This window comes from Anaerotignum lactatifermentans (genome assembly GCF_014982935.1).
GTDB lineage: Bacteria > Bacillota > Clostridia > Lachnospirales > Anaerotignaceae > Anaerotignum > Anaerotignum lactatifermentans.
In genome coordinates this window covers 43,624-60,367 of sequence record NZ_JADCKK010000010.1, presented here as the reverse complement: position 1 = coordinate 60,367, position 16,744 = coordinate 43,624, and the positions used below count along the sequence as shown (strand labels likewise).

The 16,744-nt window shown below is 42.4% G+C and carries 17 protein-coding genes and 1 riboswitch; of the genes, 14 read left to right on the top strand and 3 right to left on the bottom strand.

Annotated features, from left to right (window positions below; translation table 11 throughout):
• The first annotated feature begins 12 nt into the window (after positions 1-12).
• The 5 genes from INF29_RS04295 (at position 13) to INF29_RS04275 (ending at position 4,675) form a co-directional block, all read left to right on the top strand.
• Positions 13-1,011, top strand: a complete 999-nt coding sequence (locus INF29_RS04295; protein WP_072852677.1) for a DUF2156 domain-containing protein — start codon at positions 13-15, stop codon at positions 1,009-1,011.
• Between the two features lie 43 nt (positions 1,012-1,054).
• Positions 1,055-1,127: riboswitch (Fluoride riboswitch) on the top strand.
• A 46-nt stretch (positions 1,128-1,173) separates the two neighbouring features.
• Complete coding sequence (locus tag INF29_RS04290; protein WP_193484850.1) at positions 1,174-2,427, top strand: chloride channel protein; 1,254 nt, start codon at positions 1,174-1,176, stop codon at positions 2,425-2,427.
• The gene (locus INF29_RS04285; RefSeq protein WP_193484872.1) at positions 2,427-3,380 is read left to right on the top strand and encodes a tRNA dihydrouridine synthase; all 954 of its coding nucleotides are present in this window, start codon (positions 2,427-2,429) and stop codon (positions 3,378-3,380) included. The genes INF29_RS04290 and INF29_RS04285 overlap by 1 nt, the downstream gene beginning before the upstream one ends.
• An 87-nt stretch (positions 3,381-3,467) precedes the next feature.
• Entirely contained in the window at positions 3,468-4,328 is an 861-nt protein-coding gene (locus INF29_RS04280) for an undecaprenyl-diphosphate phosphatase (RefSeq protein ID WP_193484848.1), read from the top strand.
• A 38-nt stretch (positions 4,329-4,366) separates the two neighbouring features.
• The gene (locus INF29_RS04275) at positions 4,367-4,675 is read left to right on the top strand and encodes a rhodanese-like domain-containing protein (protein ID WP_204219471.1); all 309 of its coding nucleotides are present in this window, start codon (positions 4,367-4,369) and stop codon (positions 4,673-4,675) included.
• Positions 4,676-4,888: 213 nt separating this feature from the next.
• On the opposite strand, the gene INF29_RS04270 is transcribed toward INF29_RS04275, so the two are convergent.
• Complete coding sequence (locus INF29_RS04270; RefSeq protein WP_087989690.1) at positions 4,889-5,122, bottom strand: hypothetical protein; 234 nt, start codon at positions 5,120-5,122, stop codon at positions 4,889-4,891.
• A gap of 312 nt (positions 5,123-5,434) precedes the next feature.
• Here INF29_RS04270 and INF29_RS04265 point away from each other — a divergent pair, with 312 nt between their 5' ends.
• On the top strand, positions 5,435-6,724 hold the full coding sequence (locus INF29_RS04265) for a homoserine dehydrogenase (protein ID WP_193484846.1): 1,290 nt from the start codon (positions 5,435-5,437) through the stop codon (positions 6,722-6,724).
• A 67-nt stretch (positions 6,725-6,791) separates the two neighbouring features.
• Here the strand turns inward: INF29_RS04265 and INF29_RS04260 are convergent, their stop codons facing one another.
• Positions 6,792-7,601, bottom strand: a complete 810-nt coding sequence (locus INF29_RS04260) for an HAD-IIA family hydrolase (RefSeq protein ID WP_072852689.1) — start codon at positions 7,599-7,601, stop codon at positions 6,792-6,794.
• 160 nt (positions 7,602-7,761) lie between these two features.
• On the opposite strand from INF29_RS04260, the gene spoVAC reads away from it, so the two are divergent.
• From spoVAC to INF29_RS04230, 6 genes are all read left to right on the top strand, one after another.
• Positions 7,762-8,211, top strand: coding sequence for a stage V sporulation protein AC (gene spoVAC, locus INF29_RS04255; protein WP_087989692.1), 450 nt, complete (start codon positions 7,762-7,764; stop codon positions 8,209-8,211).
• A gap of 4 nt (positions 8,212-8,215) precedes the next feature.
• Entirely contained in the window at positions 8,216-9,241 is a 1,026-nt protein-coding gene (gene spoVAD / locus INF29_RS04250) for a stage V sporulation protein AD (protein ID WP_193484844.1), read from the top strand.
• Positions 9,238-9,591, top strand: coding sequence for a stage V sporulation protein AE (spoVAE, locus tag INF29_RS04245; RefSeq protein WP_072852695.1), 354 nt, complete (start codon positions 9,238-9,240; stop codon positions 9,589-9,591). Before spoVAD ends, spoVAE begins: the two co-directional genes overlap by 4 nt.
• A 138-nt stretch (positions 9,592-9,729) precedes the next feature.
• Positions 9,730-10,254, top strand: a complete 525-nt coding sequence (locus tag INF29_RS04240; protein WP_242949263.1) for an HD domain-containing protein — start codon at positions 9,730-9,732, stop codon at positions 10,252-10,254.
• 179 nt (positions 10,255-10,433) lie between these two features.
• The gene (locus tag INF29_RS04235) at positions 10,434-10,784 is read left to right on the top strand and encodes a DUF3796 domain-containing protein (RefSeq protein WP_193484842.1); all 351 of its coding nucleotides are present in this window, start codon (positions 10,434-10,436) and stop codon (positions 10,782-10,784) included.
• Position 10,785: 1 nt separating this feature from the next.
• Complete coding sequence (locus INF29_RS04230; protein WP_087989693.1) at positions 10,786-10,986, top strand: helix-turn-helix transcriptional regulator; 201 nt, start codon at positions 10,786-10,788, stop codon at positions 10,984-10,986.
• A gap of 64 nt (positions 10,987-11,050) precedes the next feature.
• Here the strand turns inward: INF29_RS04230 and INF29_RS04225 are convergent, their stop codons facing one another.
• The gene (locus INF29_RS04225) at positions 11,051-12,295 is read right to left on the bottom strand and encodes a shikimate kinase (RefSeq protein WP_243184086.1); all 1,245 of its coding nucleotides are present in this window, start codon (positions 12,293-12,295) and stop codon (positions 11,051-11,053) included.
• Positions 12,296-12,526: 231 nt separating this feature from the next.
• On the opposite strand from INF29_RS04225, the gene INF29_RS04220 reads away from it, so the two are divergent.
• Together INF29_RS04220 and glmS are read left to right on the top strand one after the other, a co-directional pair.
• Positions 12,527-14,170 carry a glycoside hydrolase family 10 protein gene (locus INF29_RS04220; protein ID WP_193484840.1) on the top strand — a complete coding sequence of 548 codons (1,644 nt, stop codon included), beginning with the start codon at positions 12,527-12,529 and terminating at the stop codon, positions 14,168-14,170.
• A gap of 602 nt (positions 14,171-14,772) precedes the next feature.
• Positions 14,773-16,596 (top strand): glutamine--fructose-6-phosphate transaminase (isomerizing), encoded by a 1,824-nt coding sequence (glmS, locus tag INF29_RS04215; RefSeq protein ID WP_193484838.1) that lies wholly within the window; start codon positions 14,773-14,775, stop codon positions 16,594-16,596.
• Positions 16,597-16,744 lie beyond the last annotated feature (148 nt).

Here is a 16,744-nt window from a genome sequence, read left to right as displayed (position 1 = left end):
AGGCTGAAAAACATGCCGTATACACAATGTTTGGAAAGAGAAGTAGAAGCTGACTGTAAAAACGAATTTTGTTTCCGTCCTTTTACACTGGAAACAAAGGAACTGATTGAAAGCTATACAAAACCTTGGCAGATGGATTGTTCCGATTTGTCTTTTGCGAACCTGTTTATCTGGGGAACAGAAGGAAAAATGGAATTTGCCGAAAAAAATAACGTACTGTATGTAAAACTGGACTTTGAAGGTGTGCCTGTTTATTTCTGGGCGCCCATCCCCAAAAAAGGTGCCGATGTGGATTACCGGAAAGCCATCATGGATGCAGCGGACTATATGAAACAGGCAGGTGTGGAACCCACATTCCGTTCTGTTTGGACACCTTTCCGCGATATGATGCTGAAAGCTTGCCCAGAAATGTTCGCAATGCCTACAGATATTGCTTGGGACTATGTTTATGAGAGAGAAAGTCTGGCAACACTGAAAGGCAAAAAACTCCACGGGAAAAGAAATCATATCAATAAATTTTTGGCAAATCATCCCGATTATGAATATCGTAAACTGGATGCGACACTCATCGACGACTGCATGGCACTGTATGATAAGTGGATTTCTGAAAGAGAAGAAACCAAGGAACTGGAAGACGAGAGAAAATCCGTTTCTCTTGCTCTGCACAATATGGAACGTCTGGGTTTGACTGGCGGTTCCATTTTCGTAGATGGCAAAATGGGTGCGTTCACAGTAGGAGAGCGCCTGCGGGATGATGTGCAGCTGGTGCATATCGAAAAAGCAGATACAGATATTGATGGACTGTATCCCATGATCAACCAGCAGTATGTACTCCATGAATGTCAGGATGTGACTTATGTGAACAGAGAAGAAGACATGGGTCATGCAGGTATGAGAAAAGCAAAACGCTCTTATAACCCTGCTTATATGGTAGAAAAATATCTGCTGAGCTTCCGTGACCTTTCCGAAGAAAAAGGTCTTTGGGGCGCAGAAAGCGAAGATGCAGAATAAAAATGCCATTGACACAAATTTTGGTTCTATGGTAAAATACACAAGATTGTAAGGGAATGAGGTTCTCCCGCGGCAATGCCGGAAACGCTGAAACAGCTGATGACTTCTGTAAAATCAATTACAGGGTCATTGGCTTTTTTATTGGGAAGAAAGGGGAAAGAAATGGAAAAACATGCTTATGGTTCGTGGAGAACACAGTTGATGCTGGCAGGATTAGGGATTGTCATTGGAGCACTGGTAGGGTGTCTGGATACGATCTTCGGTAAAGTCCTCCTTTGGGTCAGTGATATTCGAACCGCACATATATTTTATCTGGTGCCTGCACTGCCTTTGGTAGGCGTCGGCATCGTTTGGGCTTATAAAAAGTATGGTGGCAGAAGTGGGGAAGGCATGGGTCTGATTCTCTCTGTGAGCCATCGAGAGGATGAAGAAGTTCCTAGACGATTGATTCCTTTTGTCATGATTAGTACATGGCTGACCCATTTGTTTGGCGGCAGTGCAGGCAGAGAAGGGGTAGCAGTACAGCTGGGTGCTACCGTTTCCCATCAGGTAGGAAAGCGGTTTTCCGTAGAAGATGGAACGCATATTTTCCTGCTGACAGGTATGGCGGCAGGGTTTGCCGGGTTGTTTCGCACACCTTTGGCAGCCATTTTCTTTGCCATGGAAGTGCCTGTGGTAGGACAGCTTGCACTTCGTGCTATTTTACCCATGTGTACAGCAGCTTTTACAGCGGCTTCTGTTTCTGCTTTTCTGGGATTGGAAAAATTTCAGGTTCCCTTGGAACTGCAAATAGCAGTGACACCTGTTTTTGTAGGAAAGCTTATTGTAATCGGTTTGATTTTTGGCTGTGTAGGCAGTTTGTTTGCATTCCTTTTGGGAAAAAGCAAAAAGAAATTGGCGGAAATCCTGCCAAATCCATTGCTGCGCGTGTTTTTGGGTGGTATCATATTGAGTATTCTGCTGTTATTTTTCCATCAGGGAAGATATACAGGTTTGGGAACCAATCTGATTTCTGCATCTTTTGACGGAGATACCATTTATGCATATGACTGGCTGTTGAAAATTCTGCTGACAGTATTCACACTCTCTCTGGGATTCCAAGGCGGGGAAGTAACACCATTGTTTTCCATTGGCGCGTCTTTGGGCGTAATTTTGGCAGGATTTATGGGATTGCCTGTGATGTTGGCTGCCGCTTTGGGATATGCCGCTGTTTTCGGAAGTGCCACCAATACACTTCTGGCGCCGATCTTCATTGGTGCAGAAGTTTTCGGCTATGAATATCTGCCGTTTTTTGCTGTGGCTTGTCTGGCTGCCCATATCTTCTGTCATTTCCCTTCTATTTATGGAAAGCAGAAACATGGTTCCTATAGAAAATCCTTATTGCAGTTGGCAAAAAGAAAGGAGAAATCTATTTGATGAAATTTTATTTCGCGCCTATGGAAGGAATCACGGGCTATGTCTTTCGGAATGCACATCATGCCTGTTTTCCTTCGGTAGATCGTTATTATACACCATTTATATCTCCTAACCAAAACCGTCCCATGAGCCCAAAGGAAAAACGGGATGTTCTGCCGGAAAATAATCGGAATATCCCTCTGATTCCCCAAATTCTGACAAACAATGCCACACAGTTTTTGCAGGCAGCAAAGGTATTGGCAGATATGGGCTATGAGGAAGTGAATCTGAATCTGGGCTGTCCTTCGGCGACAGTGGTGACAAAAGGGAAAGGCGCTGGCTTTTTGGGAGAAAAAGAAAAATTGCGAGCTTTTCTGGATGAGGTTTATGAACAGACACCTATTCCTGTTTCCCTCAAAACAAGATTGGGCATGCGTGACCCCATGGAAATTGTGGAATTGCTGGAATTGTTTCACCCATATCCAGTGAAAGAGTGGATTCTCCATGCCCGCATTCGGGAAGATTACTATAAATATGAGCCCCGTCTGGACGCTTTTGAGGTAGCCGCGAAAAAAAGTCCTTTTCCTCTTTGTTATAACGGAGACATTTTTTCCGTTGCTGATTATGAGCGAATTTGTCAGCGTTTCCCACGGATTCAATCTGTGATGCTGGGACGAGGGCTTATGGCGAATCCGGCGTTGGTTAGACAGATACAAGGCGGTAGTCCATGTACAAAAGAAGAATTTCTCTCTTTTCACAATCGTATCTGTCATGGATATGAAGAAATCATGTCCGGTGACCGGAACGTGTTGTTCAAAATGAAGGAATTATGGGCGTATTGGGAAAATCTTTTTACAGGAGAAGAAAAGCGCATCAAAAAAATCAGGAAAGCCAATTCTTTGGCGGAATATGACGCTGCGGTATCGATTTTACTGGAACAAGCTGACTTTGCATCAGATATAAAGAAATCTTAAGAAAGAAAAATCTTATGTTTAGTGGATATTTCTGGTAAAACCAAGTATAATAGAAAACGCAAAAATAATGAAAAAGAGAGGTAGCGTATGAACTTGATTGAATTATTCAAAGCAGCGCTTTTCGGTGTCATCGAAGGCATCACGGAATGGCTGCCCATTAGCAGTACGGGGCATATGATTCTGTTCAATGAATTTATGCCTTTGCAGGTATCGGAAGAATTCTACAGTATGTTTGAGGTTGTGATCCAGCTTGGCGCCATTCTGGCAGTTGTGGTCATATTCTGGAATTCCATTTTTCCTTTCCAGAAACCGCCCTATGACCCCAGAAGAATTCGGACAGGGCTGATTTCTTATCTGCGCATGGATATTGTCATGCTGTGGCTGAAGATTTTGGTTGCCTGTGTGCCGGCGGCAGTTATCGGGCTGTTGTTTAATGAGAAGTTTGAAGCATTGTTTTACAACTATACCACCGTTGCCATTGCACTGATTGTTTTTGGTATCGCGTTTTTGATCATTGAAACACGTCATAAAGGAAAACGAGCACGTGTCAACAGCTTGGAAGAAATCACATTCCAGCTTGCCCTGTTGATTGGGGTATTCCAGCTCATCGCGGCAATTTTCCCCGGTACATCCCGTTCCGGTGCGACCATCGTTGGTGCACTGCTTTTGGGCGTATCCAGAACCGTAGCAGCAGAATTTACATTCTTTTTGGCAATTCCCGTTATGTTCGGCGCAAGTTTGCTGAAGATCGTACAGTTTGGCTTCCATTTTACCGGTATGGAAGTTGCTATCCTGCTGACTGGTATGATTGTAGCTTTTGTGGTATCTATTCTTGTAATCAAATTCCTCATGGGTTATATCAAGAAACATGACTTCAAAGTCTTTGGTTGGTATCGTATCATTTTAGGTATTGTGGTACTGCTTTATTTTGGTCTGATTGCAAAATAATGAATTTGTGATACAAAAGAAAGAAGGATGAGAAACACATGTTTGGACTGTTTGGAAAAAAACCAGACTTTATGACATTGCTGCAGGAGGCAAAGGAGACAAAGAATGCGGTTGTTATTGATGTACGAGAACCTGATGAATACATGCAGGGACATGTACCCGGCAGCATCAATATCCCAACTTCCCAGATCAATGCAGTAAAATATGAAAAAGATACGCCTCTGTATCTGTACTGCCTCAGTGGCGGTAGAAGCAAAATGGCAATGGGTTTTTTGGAGCAGAAAGGCTTCCAGAATGTAAAAAATATGGGTGCCATTGGTCAGTATCGAGGCGAATTGGAAAAATAAGCACGAAAAAAGTGATTCAAAGCAGATTCCCCTTAAGAAAACATTGTTTTTCTTTTCTTTGATTTCTTAAGGGGAATTGCGACGGCGGTCTTCATAAGAAAACACATCAAATAAAACCTTCGTAAAAATAAGAAAGCTGAAACCCTTTGTGTTATAAGGATTTCAGCTTTCTTTGTTTTCTAATGAAGATGCCCCTAAATGAATCACTTTTTTTTATTTGTCCAAATGTTTTCTTTTCGACATGGGAATGAAAATTTCTGTAATGATGCTATGGAATAGCCCACCTAGAATACCGCCGTAGAGCACAGACATGATGGGATTGGCAGTGATGGGACATGTACCGGAAACACAGCCTACATATTTATAATAAAGAAAGCCAGCAATCAAACCTAATGTGACAAAAAAGAACATTCCGAAATTGCGCTGTAAAAATGATTTGTATGACATATAGATCACCTTCCTTTGTTTATAGTATAGCAGTGTATTGCGTTTTGTTCTGTGAGCATATCACATTTCAAATGAACAAATGTACAGGGGATAAAATGTAGTTCTTTGCCAAAACATACATCAAAAAAGTATACAGTTCAAAAAAAGGCAATACTGACGAAAATTCTGCAAAAAACGCGACTGTATTTGTCATACGGATAAATGTTTGCTCAAAAAAGACAAAAATGGTTGACATCAGTTAGAATCGTGTTAAAATCTTAATATCACGACAGATATTGTCATATTCTATTGTTATTTACAGGAGGGGAAACCATGGACGAAAGCATCAAGAAAATCGCGCTGCTGGGTATGGGTACTGTTGGCGGCGGTGTATATGAAATTTTGGCAAAACAGAAACCGAATATGCCTGCAAAAATTGGATCTACACTGGAAGTTGCAAAAGTTCTGGTAAGAAATAAAGCAAAATACGCAGATAAAGTTCCGGCAGACCAGCTGACAGATCAGTGGAGTGATATCATCGATGATGATTCCATCTCTATTGTGGTGGAAGTCATGGGTGGCATTGAACCTGCCAGAACTTACATCAGAGAAGCACTATCCAAAGGCAAACATGTCGTAACTGCAAACAAAGACTTGATGGCAACTCATGGGCATGAATTGCTGGAAATTGCAAGAGAGCATCAGTGTGACTTGCTCTTTGAAGCAGCTGTTGCCGGTGGTATTCCCATCATTCGCCCCATGAAGCAGTGCCTGCTGGGGAATGATATCACAGAAGTAATGGGTATCATCAATGGTACCACAAACTTTATCCTGACCAAAATGGCAGAAGATGGCATGGAATTTGATGATGCGCTGAAATTAGCTACAGATTTGGGCTATGCGGAAGCTGATCCCACAGCGGATATTGAAGGCTATGACGCAGGTCGTAAACTGGCAATCATGGCTTCCATCGCTTTCCATAGCTCTGTTACATTTGATGATGTTTATACAGAAGGTATCTCCAAAATCACAGCAAAAGATATTCGTTATGCCCATGAACTTGGTTATGAAATCAAACTGCTGGGTCTTGCAAAACTGACACCGGAAGGCATTGAAGTGAAGGTACATCCTACCATGATTCCTTTGCAGCATCCTTTGGCAGCAGTCAAAGATTCCTTTAACGCTGTTTTCGTGCATGGTGACGCAGTGGATGACGCAATGTTCTACGGCAGAGGTGCAGGTGCGCTGCCTACAGGCTCTGCAGTGGTAGGGGATATCATGGATATTGCTCGTAACATGCAGTATCACTGCACAGGTCGTATTGGCTGCTCTTGCTATCAGAGTCTGCCTGTGAAAAAAATGTCCGAAACCAGAAGCAGTTATTACATCCGTATGAAACTGGAAGACCGCGCAGGTACCCTTGCGGCTTTGGCTGGACTGTTTGGCAGCAATAATGTCAGCATTTCCATGCTGCTGCAGAAAGCAAAAGAAGGCAATACTGCGGAAGTTGTTATTGTAACATATGACGTAATGGAAAAACAGTTTATGGATTCTATCACTGTCATCAAGACGATGTCTATGGTAAAAGAAATTTCCTCCATTATTCGTGTACATCACGCATAAATGCAATCAAAAAAAACACCCTTTGTGGGAGAATGATCTCTCAAGAGGGTGTTTTTTTCATTTGAAATTATTTTGTTTTTTCAGCTTTTTCTTCTTTTGCTGCAAGTGTGGGAATTTCTCCAACACCTTTCAGAATCAAACGAGGGCGGTAAGGGAAAGTTTTCACAGTTTCCATAGTAGAAACGCCGGAAAGCACCAGAACAGTATCCAGACCACTTTCGATGCCAGAAACGATGTCTGTATCCATACGGTCACCAATGATGGCAGCTTCTTTGGAGTGTACCCCCAGCATATTCAGACCTGTACGCATCATGAGAGGATTGGGTTTGCCAATGTAATAAGCTTCTTTTCCTGTTACCATTTCGATGGGTTTTACAAATGCACGGCAAGCGGGAATGATACCCTGTTCTGTAGGACCAGTTAAGTCGGAGTTGGTGCCGATGAGGCGTGCGCCGTTCTGAATATGACGTACGGCACGGCAGATGTTTTCATAATTATAACTGTAAGATTCCCCAATAACAACGTAGTCAGGTGATGTATCATCCAGAATGATTCCTTTTTCATATAAAGCATTGTACAAACCGGGTTCGCCAATGACAAATACCTTTGCGTTTGGTGTCTGCGTTGCGATAAAGTTTGCTGTTGCCAACGCGCTTGTATAGAAATGGCTGCTGTCTACATGCAGTCCCATACGGGACAGTTTTTCCTGCAGTTCCTGTGGTGTTTTGCCGCTGTTGTTGGTCAGGAACAGGAATTTTTTATCTTCTCTGTAGAGCCAGTCAATGAATTCCTTTACACCGGGTAAGATCTGGTTGCCATGATAAATGACACCATCCATATCACAAATGAATCCTTTTTTGTTTCTCAGTTGATCCAATTCATTCACTCCTTTTTGTTTTTTTTTCATTATAATCGAAATCCATTCTTTTTTCATGTATTGTCGTAAAATTTCTTTGAAGTTTTTGTAAAAAAGAATTGGAACCGTATGTTTTTCGGGAAAGAAGCAATACTAATGAGAAAACAAACGAGGTGAGTATATGCGTACAGATGAACAGGCGCAGAAAAAATATGCTGCCATGGTGGAAAAGGCATCGCCGAAAAGTCCCATGGCAAAAAATTGCCTGATGGCATTTCTTTCAGGCGGCTTGATTTGCACTTTTGGACAGTTTTTGCAGGAGCGTTATTTATCTTTCGGCATCGAATATGAAAATGCACTTCTGTTGGTGTCCATTTCTCTGATATTTCTTTCTGCTGTTTTGACAGCGGCTGGTATCTATGGAAAATTGGGAAAATACTGTGGTGCGGGAACGGAAGTGCCTATCACAGGCTTTGCCAATTCTGTGGTTTCTCCGGCAATCGAATACCGCAATGCAGGGTTGATTATGGGCATGGGCGCAAAAATGTTCGTCATTGCGGGTCCAGTGATTGTGTATGGTACATTGACTTCTGTTGTCGTTGGTATTTGCTATTATTTTCTGGGGAGGTGATTTCATGACAAAACGTATTGGCAGACAAACGGTGGCATTTTCCAAGCCAGTTGTGATACGGGCAGCAGCGTCTACTGTCGGAAAAAAAGAGGGAGAGGGACCTCTGGGACAATATTTTGATGAAATCGCTGAGGATTCCATGATGGGAGAAGATTCCTGGGAAAAAGCCGAAAGTTGTTTTGTAGCGGAAAATATGGCATTGGTGCTGAAAAAAGCAGGATTGACCCATGAAGATATACAGTATGTTCTTTGCGGGGATTTGCTGAATCAGTGTATGGGAACGACCTTTGGCATCAAAGACCTGCCCATTCCTTTTTTGGGGCTTTTTGGTGCATGTTCTACCATGGGAGAAGCTATGAGCGTGGGTGCCATGCTCATTGACGGTGGCTTTGCTGAATATGTCTTAGGTGGCGCTTCCAGCCATTTCTGTGCGGCAGAAAAGCAATTCCGATTCCCGTTGCCATTAGGCATTCAACGCCCCCAATCAGCCACCAGAACGGTCACAGGGGATGGAGCGGTGGTTTTGGCGAAAGAAGGAGAAGGACCGCAGATTACCATGGTTACTACTGGAAAGATCATAGATATGGGAATTACAGATGCGCAGAATATGGGAGCAGCCATGGCACCTGCAGCGGTGGATCTGTTGATGGCGCATTTTCAAGAAACAGGACGCACCCCGCAGGACTATGATGTGATTGTGACAGGAGATTTAGGCTATGTGGGGCATCAGTTGGTTGTGGAGCTGATGGCAAAAGAAGGGTATGATATGTCAGAAAATTATACAGACTGCGGGATACTCATTTTTGACAGAGAAACGCAGGATACCCATTCTGGCGGCAGTGGATGTGCCTGCTCTGCAGTGACATTCTGCGGCTATTTTTATCCAAAACTTTGCAGCGGGGAAATCAATCGGATGCTTTTTATCCCGACTGGGGCTTTGCTTAGTGCGGATTCCGCGGTGCTGGGTCTGACCATCCCTGCTGTGGCTCATGGGGTCGTCATAGAAAGCGGAAAGGGGAGCTGCACATGATGTATCTAAAAGCCTTTCTTGTGGGCGGGCTGATCTGTGTATTGGGACAGATTCTTATTGATCGAACAAAGCTGACACCTGCCAGAATATTGGTTCTTTTCGTATGTGTTGGCTGTGTACTGGGTGGTCTTGGCATTTACCCAAAACTGATCGATTTTGCAGGAGCAGGGGCAACGGTGCCGTTGACAGGATTTGGCAATCGCCTTGCGTTGGAAGTGAAAAACGAAGTAGATGCTATGGGTATTTTCGGAATTTTTACTGGAGGAATCAAAGCTGCTGCTGGTGGGCTTACAGCAGTGATTATCTTCGCCTTTTTGGCGGCACTTATTGCTAGACCAAAAGAGAAATAGTGCATAAAGAGCAAAAGTAAATTTTGTTTTATTATTTTTCAAAAAAAATTTTGAATTTTGTAGCGTTGAAGCACCTTTCGTGATATAATGATTATGTAAATTAAGTTTACATGAATTTACAAGGAAGGAAAGACGTAAATGCACAAAGCGATTGGTTCAAGAAAAGACTTTAGCAGACCGGATGAGGATTCTTTGCTGGCAGAGTACAAAGCATGCGTCGAGGATCTCTTGGGGCATGAAATGGTACAGAAAATGGATAACCACGTACAGCACTGCGATACCAGCCGTTTACAGCACAGCATAAATGTATCCTATTACAGCTTTTTGATTTGCTACCGTATGGGTTGGGATTATCGTTCTGCTGCAAGAGCGGGCTTGCTGCATGATTTGTTTTTCTATGATTGGAGAACCAAAAAAGCAATTCGCTCCAATCATGCTGCTTGGCACCCTCGGGTTGCCTATGACAACGCGAAAAAGATTACAGAATTAAATAAAGTGGAAACAGACGCGATTTTGAAACATATGTGGCCCTGCACACCGGTGCCTCCCCGCTACGTAGAATCTTATGTACTGACATTTGTGGATAAGATTTCTGCCATTTTCGAAGTTGCCGAAAAAAAATCTGCGAAAGTATTCAAAAGACGTGCTGTGGTACAGCCTTAATTGAACGAACCCAAGAAAAAGTCCATGACGGTGTCATGGACTTTTTTCGATTTTAAAATGTGATAAATAAATCTCAAAAAGTGATATATTTGTACTATTTATATTGACAATCTTATTTTTGAGTGATATATTTGTATCAGAAAGAGATAAATATATCACTTATGAAAGAGGTGCTTTTTATGATTCGGAAAAATTTTTATTTAGGATTCATTGGGTTTTTGGGATTTTTTGCCAGTCGCTATTTTATGACAGGGGATATTACCAGTTTTGCTTACCTGGGTTTCTTCTCTTTCTTTGGATTTTTCTTTTTAGGGAAGATTCAGGGGGATCAGGCAGACGAACGTTATCAGGAAGATCGGAAAACAGCCCTTGCTTTTATTGGTCATCTTGCTTTGTTCCTTCTTGCAGCCATTTGGATTATCGGCTTGTTCATGAGTAATCTGGAAGTGACATTTATTCTGGTAGTCATTGCTTATGTGGTGCTGATTCTGGCGTATGCTGTGAAATTATATTGGCTGGAGGAACGATAATATGGCGGAATTTGTCTGTAATTTAAAAAAATATCGCCTGCTGAAAGACCTGACCCAAGAGCAGTTAGCAGAGAAGGTAGGCGTTCGGCGAGAAACTATCATGCGGCTGGAAGCAGGGAAGTACAATCCTTCACTGAAACTTGCTATTGATATATCCCGGGTGGTGGAAACACCCATTGAGGAATTGTTTATCTTTGATTAAAAGAAGCCCTGTCTGATTAGACAGGGCGTTTTTATTGCTGTATGAGAAGAATATTTCTGCAATATTATGCTTGCTGAAAAGCTGTTAATATTTTCTGTAAAGCTTTTTCTTCATTTTCATTATTTTCAATGATGGCTTCTGACGCAGCTGTGTAAAGGGGCAGACGTTCTTTCAAAAGTTTTCGAACAGCTTCCTGATCGGGGACCAGAGGGCGACCATTGCCGCTTTCCAACAATTCTGGATCGCGCTGAATCCAAATAACAGTTCCGTTACCTTTTAGCCACTGGATATTTTCTGGATTTTTAATGACACCGCCGCCGGTGGAAATGACCAGATTATTCTTTGTAGAAAGTTCTTGTACGACTTCAGATTCCACCTGACGGAAGGAATCTTCACCATATGCCGCAAAGTAATCAGCAATGGACATGCCAATGCGTTTGATAATCTCTGCATCTGTATCCACAAAAGTCTTTCCGAGTTTTTCTGCGGCAAGTTTGCCAATAGTACTTTTCCCGCAGCCGGACATACCAATGAGCACAAGATTTCTGCGTTCTGCCATCAATTCGTTATGCACCACTTCGATGGCGTTGTCAGGCAAAGACTGATCTAAAAAGATTTCAACGGCATATTTCGCTTGTCCAACAAGCATTTCCAGTCCGCCAATGGCTTGACACCCTCTTTCCTGCGCATCTAAAACTAGTCTGGTGCGCAGAGGATTGTAAACAACATCGGCAACGGCTTCCAGTTTGGTGAAGGGTGCCAGATAGATGGGTGTTTTCCCGGAATTGGGATACATGCCAACAGGTGTTGTATTGACAATTACCTGTGCATCTGTATGTAAAGCGTAGCATGTTTCGTATGAAATGGTGTTTTCCGCAATTTTGTAGTATATGGTGTGGATTTCTGCTGCTCCCATATCTTCCAGAACCGCAATAACGGCCTTAGAGGCGCCGCCTCTGCCCAGTACAAGCACCTTTTTACCTGCAATCTGGATATGGTTATGTTCCAGCATGTACCGAAAACCGAAGTAATCTGTGTTATATCCGAAAAGCTTCCCGTTTCGCTGCACAACAGTATTGACTGCGCCCATTTTTGCAGCTTTCGGGTCTACTTCGTCCAAGTATGGAATGACAGTTTCCTTATATGGTATGGTCACATTGATGGCGCTAAATGCTTTTTCGCGCATAAAGACATCCAGCTCCTCCAGAGAAAGCGGAATCAGATCATAAGTATAATCAGCCAGTTTCTCGTGTATGATCTTGGAAAAGCTGTGTCCTAATTTTTCACCAATTAGTCCGTAACGCATCATAAATATCACCCCATTTGATAAATTTTCTCTATATGCTAATATAAAACAATCTATTATGCAACAGTTTTTTTCCTGTATTGTAATAAAAACGTAATTTTCTATATAACCAAAGTGTGATACAATAAGTTGGTGCAAGTCGGTTGTAACAACTTATCATTTTTCTGATGAAATATGCAGAATATTTCGTGAAAATGCGGAATAATATGATCTAGAATAAAAGGAGTTTTGACAATGAAGAAATGGATGAAACGATTGACCGCAGCTGTACTAGGTGCGGTATTGGTTATGGGGAGTCTTGGAAGCCTTGCAGCTTATGGAGCGACCCCTAAAGCAGATGATGATATGCGTGCTGTTTGGATTTCCACTGTGTACAGTGCGGACTATCCTTCCACACAAAATAACGCAGAAGCACAGAAAGCAGAATTTATTCAGAAACTGGATCAGGCACAGGCACTGGGGCTGAACACCGTTGTGGTGCAGATTCGTCCCAAAGGTGATGCTTTTTATGAATCAGATCTGAACCCATGGAGTGCTGTTTTGACGGGCACACAGGGGAAAGACCCCGGTTATGACCCTATGGAATTTATGATTGAGGAAACCCATAAACGCGGTATGGAATTCCATGCTTGGATGAATCCTTATCGTATCACCACTTCCGGTGTGGATTTGTCTGCACTTTCCGCAGATAATATGGCAAGACAGCATCCAGACTGGATTTTGACTTATAACAATGCCATGTATTACAACCCTGCAAAAGAAGAAGTGAAACAGTATATCACCGATACTGTTGCGGAAGTTGTGGAAAACTATGACGTGGATGCTATCCACTTTGACGATTATTTCTATCCTTCCAATTATCCTTTGCCGGAAGGGGAAGGCAGAGAAGGCAGTGCTGCCAATGAACGCCGTGAACATGTCAATGACCTCATTGAAATGGTTTCTAAGCGCATCAAGAGCATTGACAGTTCTGTGGAATTTGGTATCAGCCCCATGGGTATCTGGAAAAACAGTTCTTCTGATCCTGCCGGTTCTGCTACAAAGGGTTCTGAAGGTTACTACACCGTTTATGGCGATGCCAAAGAATGGGTAGAAAAAGGCTGGGTGGACTACATTGTGCCTCAGATTTACTGGGAAACAGGCAATAGTGCCGCTGACTATGAAACCCTGGTGAAATGGTGGAATGATCTGGTGGAAGGTACGGACGTTGACCTTTATATTGGTCAGGGCATTTACAAAGATTCTGTTGCTTCTGAAATCGTAAAAGAAATGCAGATCAATGAAAAATACAAGAATGTAGACGGCAGTTTCTTCTTCAGTCTGCGGGATCTGCTTAATGACAGACAAGGCTGTGCCACAGCTCTGAAATCCTATTATGCAGAAAAAGATGCAGACACGCCTGCGGTTTCTGTTCCAGACAAACAGGAACCTTCTCAGACAAATGCTGGTAAAAAAACAGCCTATGCCGGCAGAGCGAACTTGCAGATTGACGGCAAGACAGTAGAAATGGAAGTTTACACCATTGATGACTACAGCTATTTCAAACTGCGTGATATTGCAAAAGCATTGACTGCTACAGATAAGAAATTCGATACTGTTTGGGTGGAAGCGGATCAGGCAATCCATTTGCAGACAGGAATTCCTTATACCATCAATGGCACCGAAACGACTGTAAAGCAGGGCAGTGATACCACTGCAACACCTTCTACCGCAAAATTGTATGTAGACGGCGACCCTCAGAATGCAACAGCATATACCATCCATGATTATACCTATTATAAACTTCGTGATATTGCGAAACTGGTTGACTTCGGTGTAACATGGGATGAATCTACAGCAACCATCGGCATTGATACGACAACTGGATATAAAGGTTGATGGATTTCAAATAACGAAAGATGAAAAGCATGTGTGAAAGCAACTTCCCCTTAAGGAAACATTGTTTTTTGCTTCCTTGATTTCTTAAGGGGAATTGCGACAGCTGTCTTCATAAGAAAACATAACAACGAAAATCTTCATAAAATAAGAAAAAAGCCAAAATCCTTTGTCATGATAAGGATTTTGGCTTTCTTTGTTTTCTTATGAAGACGCCCCTAAAGCACATGCTTTTTTTCGTGAACAAAAATAGGGCTGTATCACTGTTTTTTTCGCATAGAATAAAGAAGGAAGGCACTTCTGATGGAAGATTAAGAAAATTTTCCTTTACCATCGAAAGGTTTAATGGTATAATGCTTTAGATATTATCCGAGGGGGTAATATGCCTTCTGCACAGAGTTTATAAAAAGGAGGGTAGTGTTTTGGCAGTATGAAGCGCCAGAGCCGCAGTGCAGATGCGGTTGACGAGGTGGAAGTGATCGAAGTTTTCGGCGGATGCTTCCCGCCCTTTCGCACAGGGACGCAGGTCTTTTACAAAACTTTTGAGAAATCAAAGGGACAAAAGAAAGATAACGTGCGAATAAAATATTGGAGGTAATCAATTTATGTGTGGTATTGTTGGATATATTGGTCAGAATGAGGCAGCTCCCGTTTTGATTAAGGGGCTGAAGAAACTGGAATATAGAGGTTATGACTCTGCTGGTATCGCTGTATTTGGCGATGGTATTCATGTTGTAAAAACAAAAGGTCGTCTGGCAGATCTGGACGCAAAAGTTCAGGCAATGGGCGGTGTAAAAGGTCAGGTTGGTATTGGTCACACAAGATGGGCAACCCATGGCGCACCCAGCGATGTGAATTCCCATCCTCATACAAGCATGAACGGCAGAATTTCCGTTGTACATAACGGTATTATTGAAAACTATCTGCAGCTGAAAGCAGAACTGGAAGAAAAAGGTTATGTTTTCGCTTCCGAAACAGATACAGAAGTTGTTGCACAGCTTTTTGATTACTACTATGACGGCGATATGGTTGATACACTGATTCGTGTAATCGGCAGAATCAGAGGCTCTTATGCACTGGGTATCCTGTGCAATGAAAAACCTGATGAAATCGTTGCAGTTAGAAAAGACAGCCCTATGCTGGTTGGTATCGGTGAAAATGAAAACTTCATCGCTTCCGATATTCCTGCGCTGCTGGAATACACAAAAGACTATTATCTGCTGAACGATAACGAAATCGTTGTGCTGAAAAAAGACAGCATCACCATTCTGGATCTGGACAAAAATGAAATCAAAAAAGATATCTACAATGTAACATGGGATATCTCCGCAGCAGAAAAAGGCGGTTATGATTACTTCATGATGAAAGAAATCATGGAACAGCCTAAAGCTTTCAAAGCAACCATCAGCCCCAGAATTGTAGATGGTGAAATCAAACTGGATAACATCAAATATACAGATGAAGATATCAGAAATATCAACAGAATTCATATCATTGCCTGCGGTAGTGCTTGGCACGCAGCAATCGTTGGCAAATATGTTATCGAAGATTACGCAAGAATCCCTGTAGAAGTGGATCTGGCATCCGAATTCCGTTATAGAAATCCTATTCTGGACAAAAACGATATCTGCATCATCATCAGCCAGTCTGGTGAAACAGCTGACACACTGGCAGCTCTGCGTGAAGCAAAGAGACAGGGTATTCGTATCCTGGCAATCGTAAACGTTGTAGGCAGCTCCATTGCCCGTGAAAGTGATGACGTACTGTATACATGGGCTGGTCCCGAAATCGCTGTTGCTACAACAAAAGGCTATTCTACACAGGTAGCCCTGATGTACCTGCTGGCAATGAAATTTGGTCAGGCAAGAGGTCACCTGTCTGCGGAAGAAGTGAAGAAACTGACAGCAGAACTGGAACTGGTTCCCGGTTACATCGAAAAACTGCTGACAATGGATGAAGAACTGAAAGAACTGGCAAAAGCACATGCACACGCAAATGACGTATTTGTTATCGGCCGTGGTATCGACTATGCCGTTGCTCTGGAAGGTTCCCTGAAACTGAAAGAAATCTCTTATATCCATAGTGAAGCATATGCAGCTGGTGAACTGAAACATGGTACCATTTCCCTGATTGAAGAAGGTACACTGGTTGTTGCCATTGCAACACAGGATCCTTTGTATGAAAAACTGGTAAGCAATGTAAAAGAAGTAAAAGCAAGAGGCGCTTATGTTGTTGCCATTGCAAAAGAAGGCAATACAGAAATCGCAGAAGTTGCTGACAAAGTTATTTACATCCCTCAGATTAATGACAAATTTACAGCATCTCTGAATGTTATCCCTATGCAGATCTTCTCTTACTATGTAGCCATCGAAAGAGGCTGTGACGTAGATATGCCCAGAAACCTGGCAAAATCCGTAACAGTAGAATAAGATTCATTGGTCTAAACATCAAAACGGACAATTTATGAATGTCATAAATTGTCCGTTTTTTTCTGTTTTTGTTTCATTTTTGTCAGTAAGTATTCTTGACGAAAAAATGAAATTCCATTAGACTTTTTATGTGTAATTGTACAGATAA

Excerpts from the sequence above, each read along its gene's own strand:
- INF29_RS04295 (WP_072852677.1), top strand. The coding sequence starts at position 13 with ATGCCGTATACACAATGTTTGGAAAGAGAAGTAGAAGCTGACTGTAAA.
- INF29_RS04290 (WP_193484850.1), top strand. The coding sequence starts at position 1,174 with ATGGAAAAACATGCTTATGGTTCGTGGAGAACACAGTTGATGCTGGCA.
- INF29_RS04285 (WP_193484872.1), top strand. The coding sequence starts at position 2,427 with ATGAAATTTTATTTCGCGCCTATGGAAGGAATCACGGGCTATGTCTTT.
- INF29_RS04280 (WP_193484848.1), top strand. The coding sequence starts at position 3,468 with ATGAACTTGATTGAATTATTCAAAGCAGCGCTTTTCGGTGTCATCGAA.
- INF29_RS04275 (WP_204219471.1), top strand. The coding sequence starts at position 4,367 with ATGTTTGGACTGTTTGGAAAAAAACCAGACTTTATGACATTGCTGCAG.
- INF29_RS04270 (WP_087989690.1), bottom strand. The coding sequence starts at position 5,122 with ATGTCATACAAATCATTTTTACAGCGCAATTTCGGAATGTTCTTTTTT.
- INF29_RS04265 (WP_193484846.1), top strand. The coding sequence starts at position 5,435 with ATGGACGAAAGCATCAAGAAAATCGCGCTGCTGGGTATGGGTACTGTT.
- spoVAC (WP_087989692.1), top strand. The coding sequence starts at position 7,762 with ATGCGTACAGATGAACAGGCGCAGAAAAAATATGCTGCCATGGTGGAA.
- spoVAD (WP_193484844.1), top strand. The coding sequence starts at position 8,216 with ATGACAAAACGTATTGGCAGACAAACGGTGGCATTTTCCAAGCCAGTT.
- spoVAE (WP_072852695.1), top strand. The coding sequence starts at position 9,238 with ATGATGTATCTAAAAGCCTTTCTTGTGGGCGGGCTGATCTGTGTATTG.
- INF29_RS04240 (WP_242949263.1), top strand. The coding sequence starts at position 9,730 with ATGCACAAAGCGATTGGTTCAAGAAAAGACTTTAGCAGACCGGATGAG.
- INF29_RS04235 (WP_193484842.1), top strand. The coding sequence starts at position 10,434 with ATGATTCGGAAAAATTTTTATTTAGGATTCATTGGGTTTTTGGGATTT.
- INF29_RS04230 (WP_087989693.1), top strand. The coding sequence starts at position 10,786 with ATGGCGGAATTTGTCTGTAATTTAAAAAAATATCGCCTGCTGAAAGAC.
- INF29_RS04225 (WP_243184086.1), bottom strand. The coding sequence starts at position 12,295 with ATGATGCGTTACGGACTAATTGGTGAAAAATTAGGACACAGCTTTTCC.
- INF29_RS04220 (WP_193484840.1), top strand. The coding sequence starts at position 12,527 with ATGAAGAAATGGATGAAACGATTGACCGCAGCTGTACTAGGTGCGGTA.
- glmS (WP_193484838.1), top strand. The coding sequence starts at position 14,773 with ATGTGTGGTATTGTTGGATATATTGGTCAGAATGAGGCAGCTCCCGTT.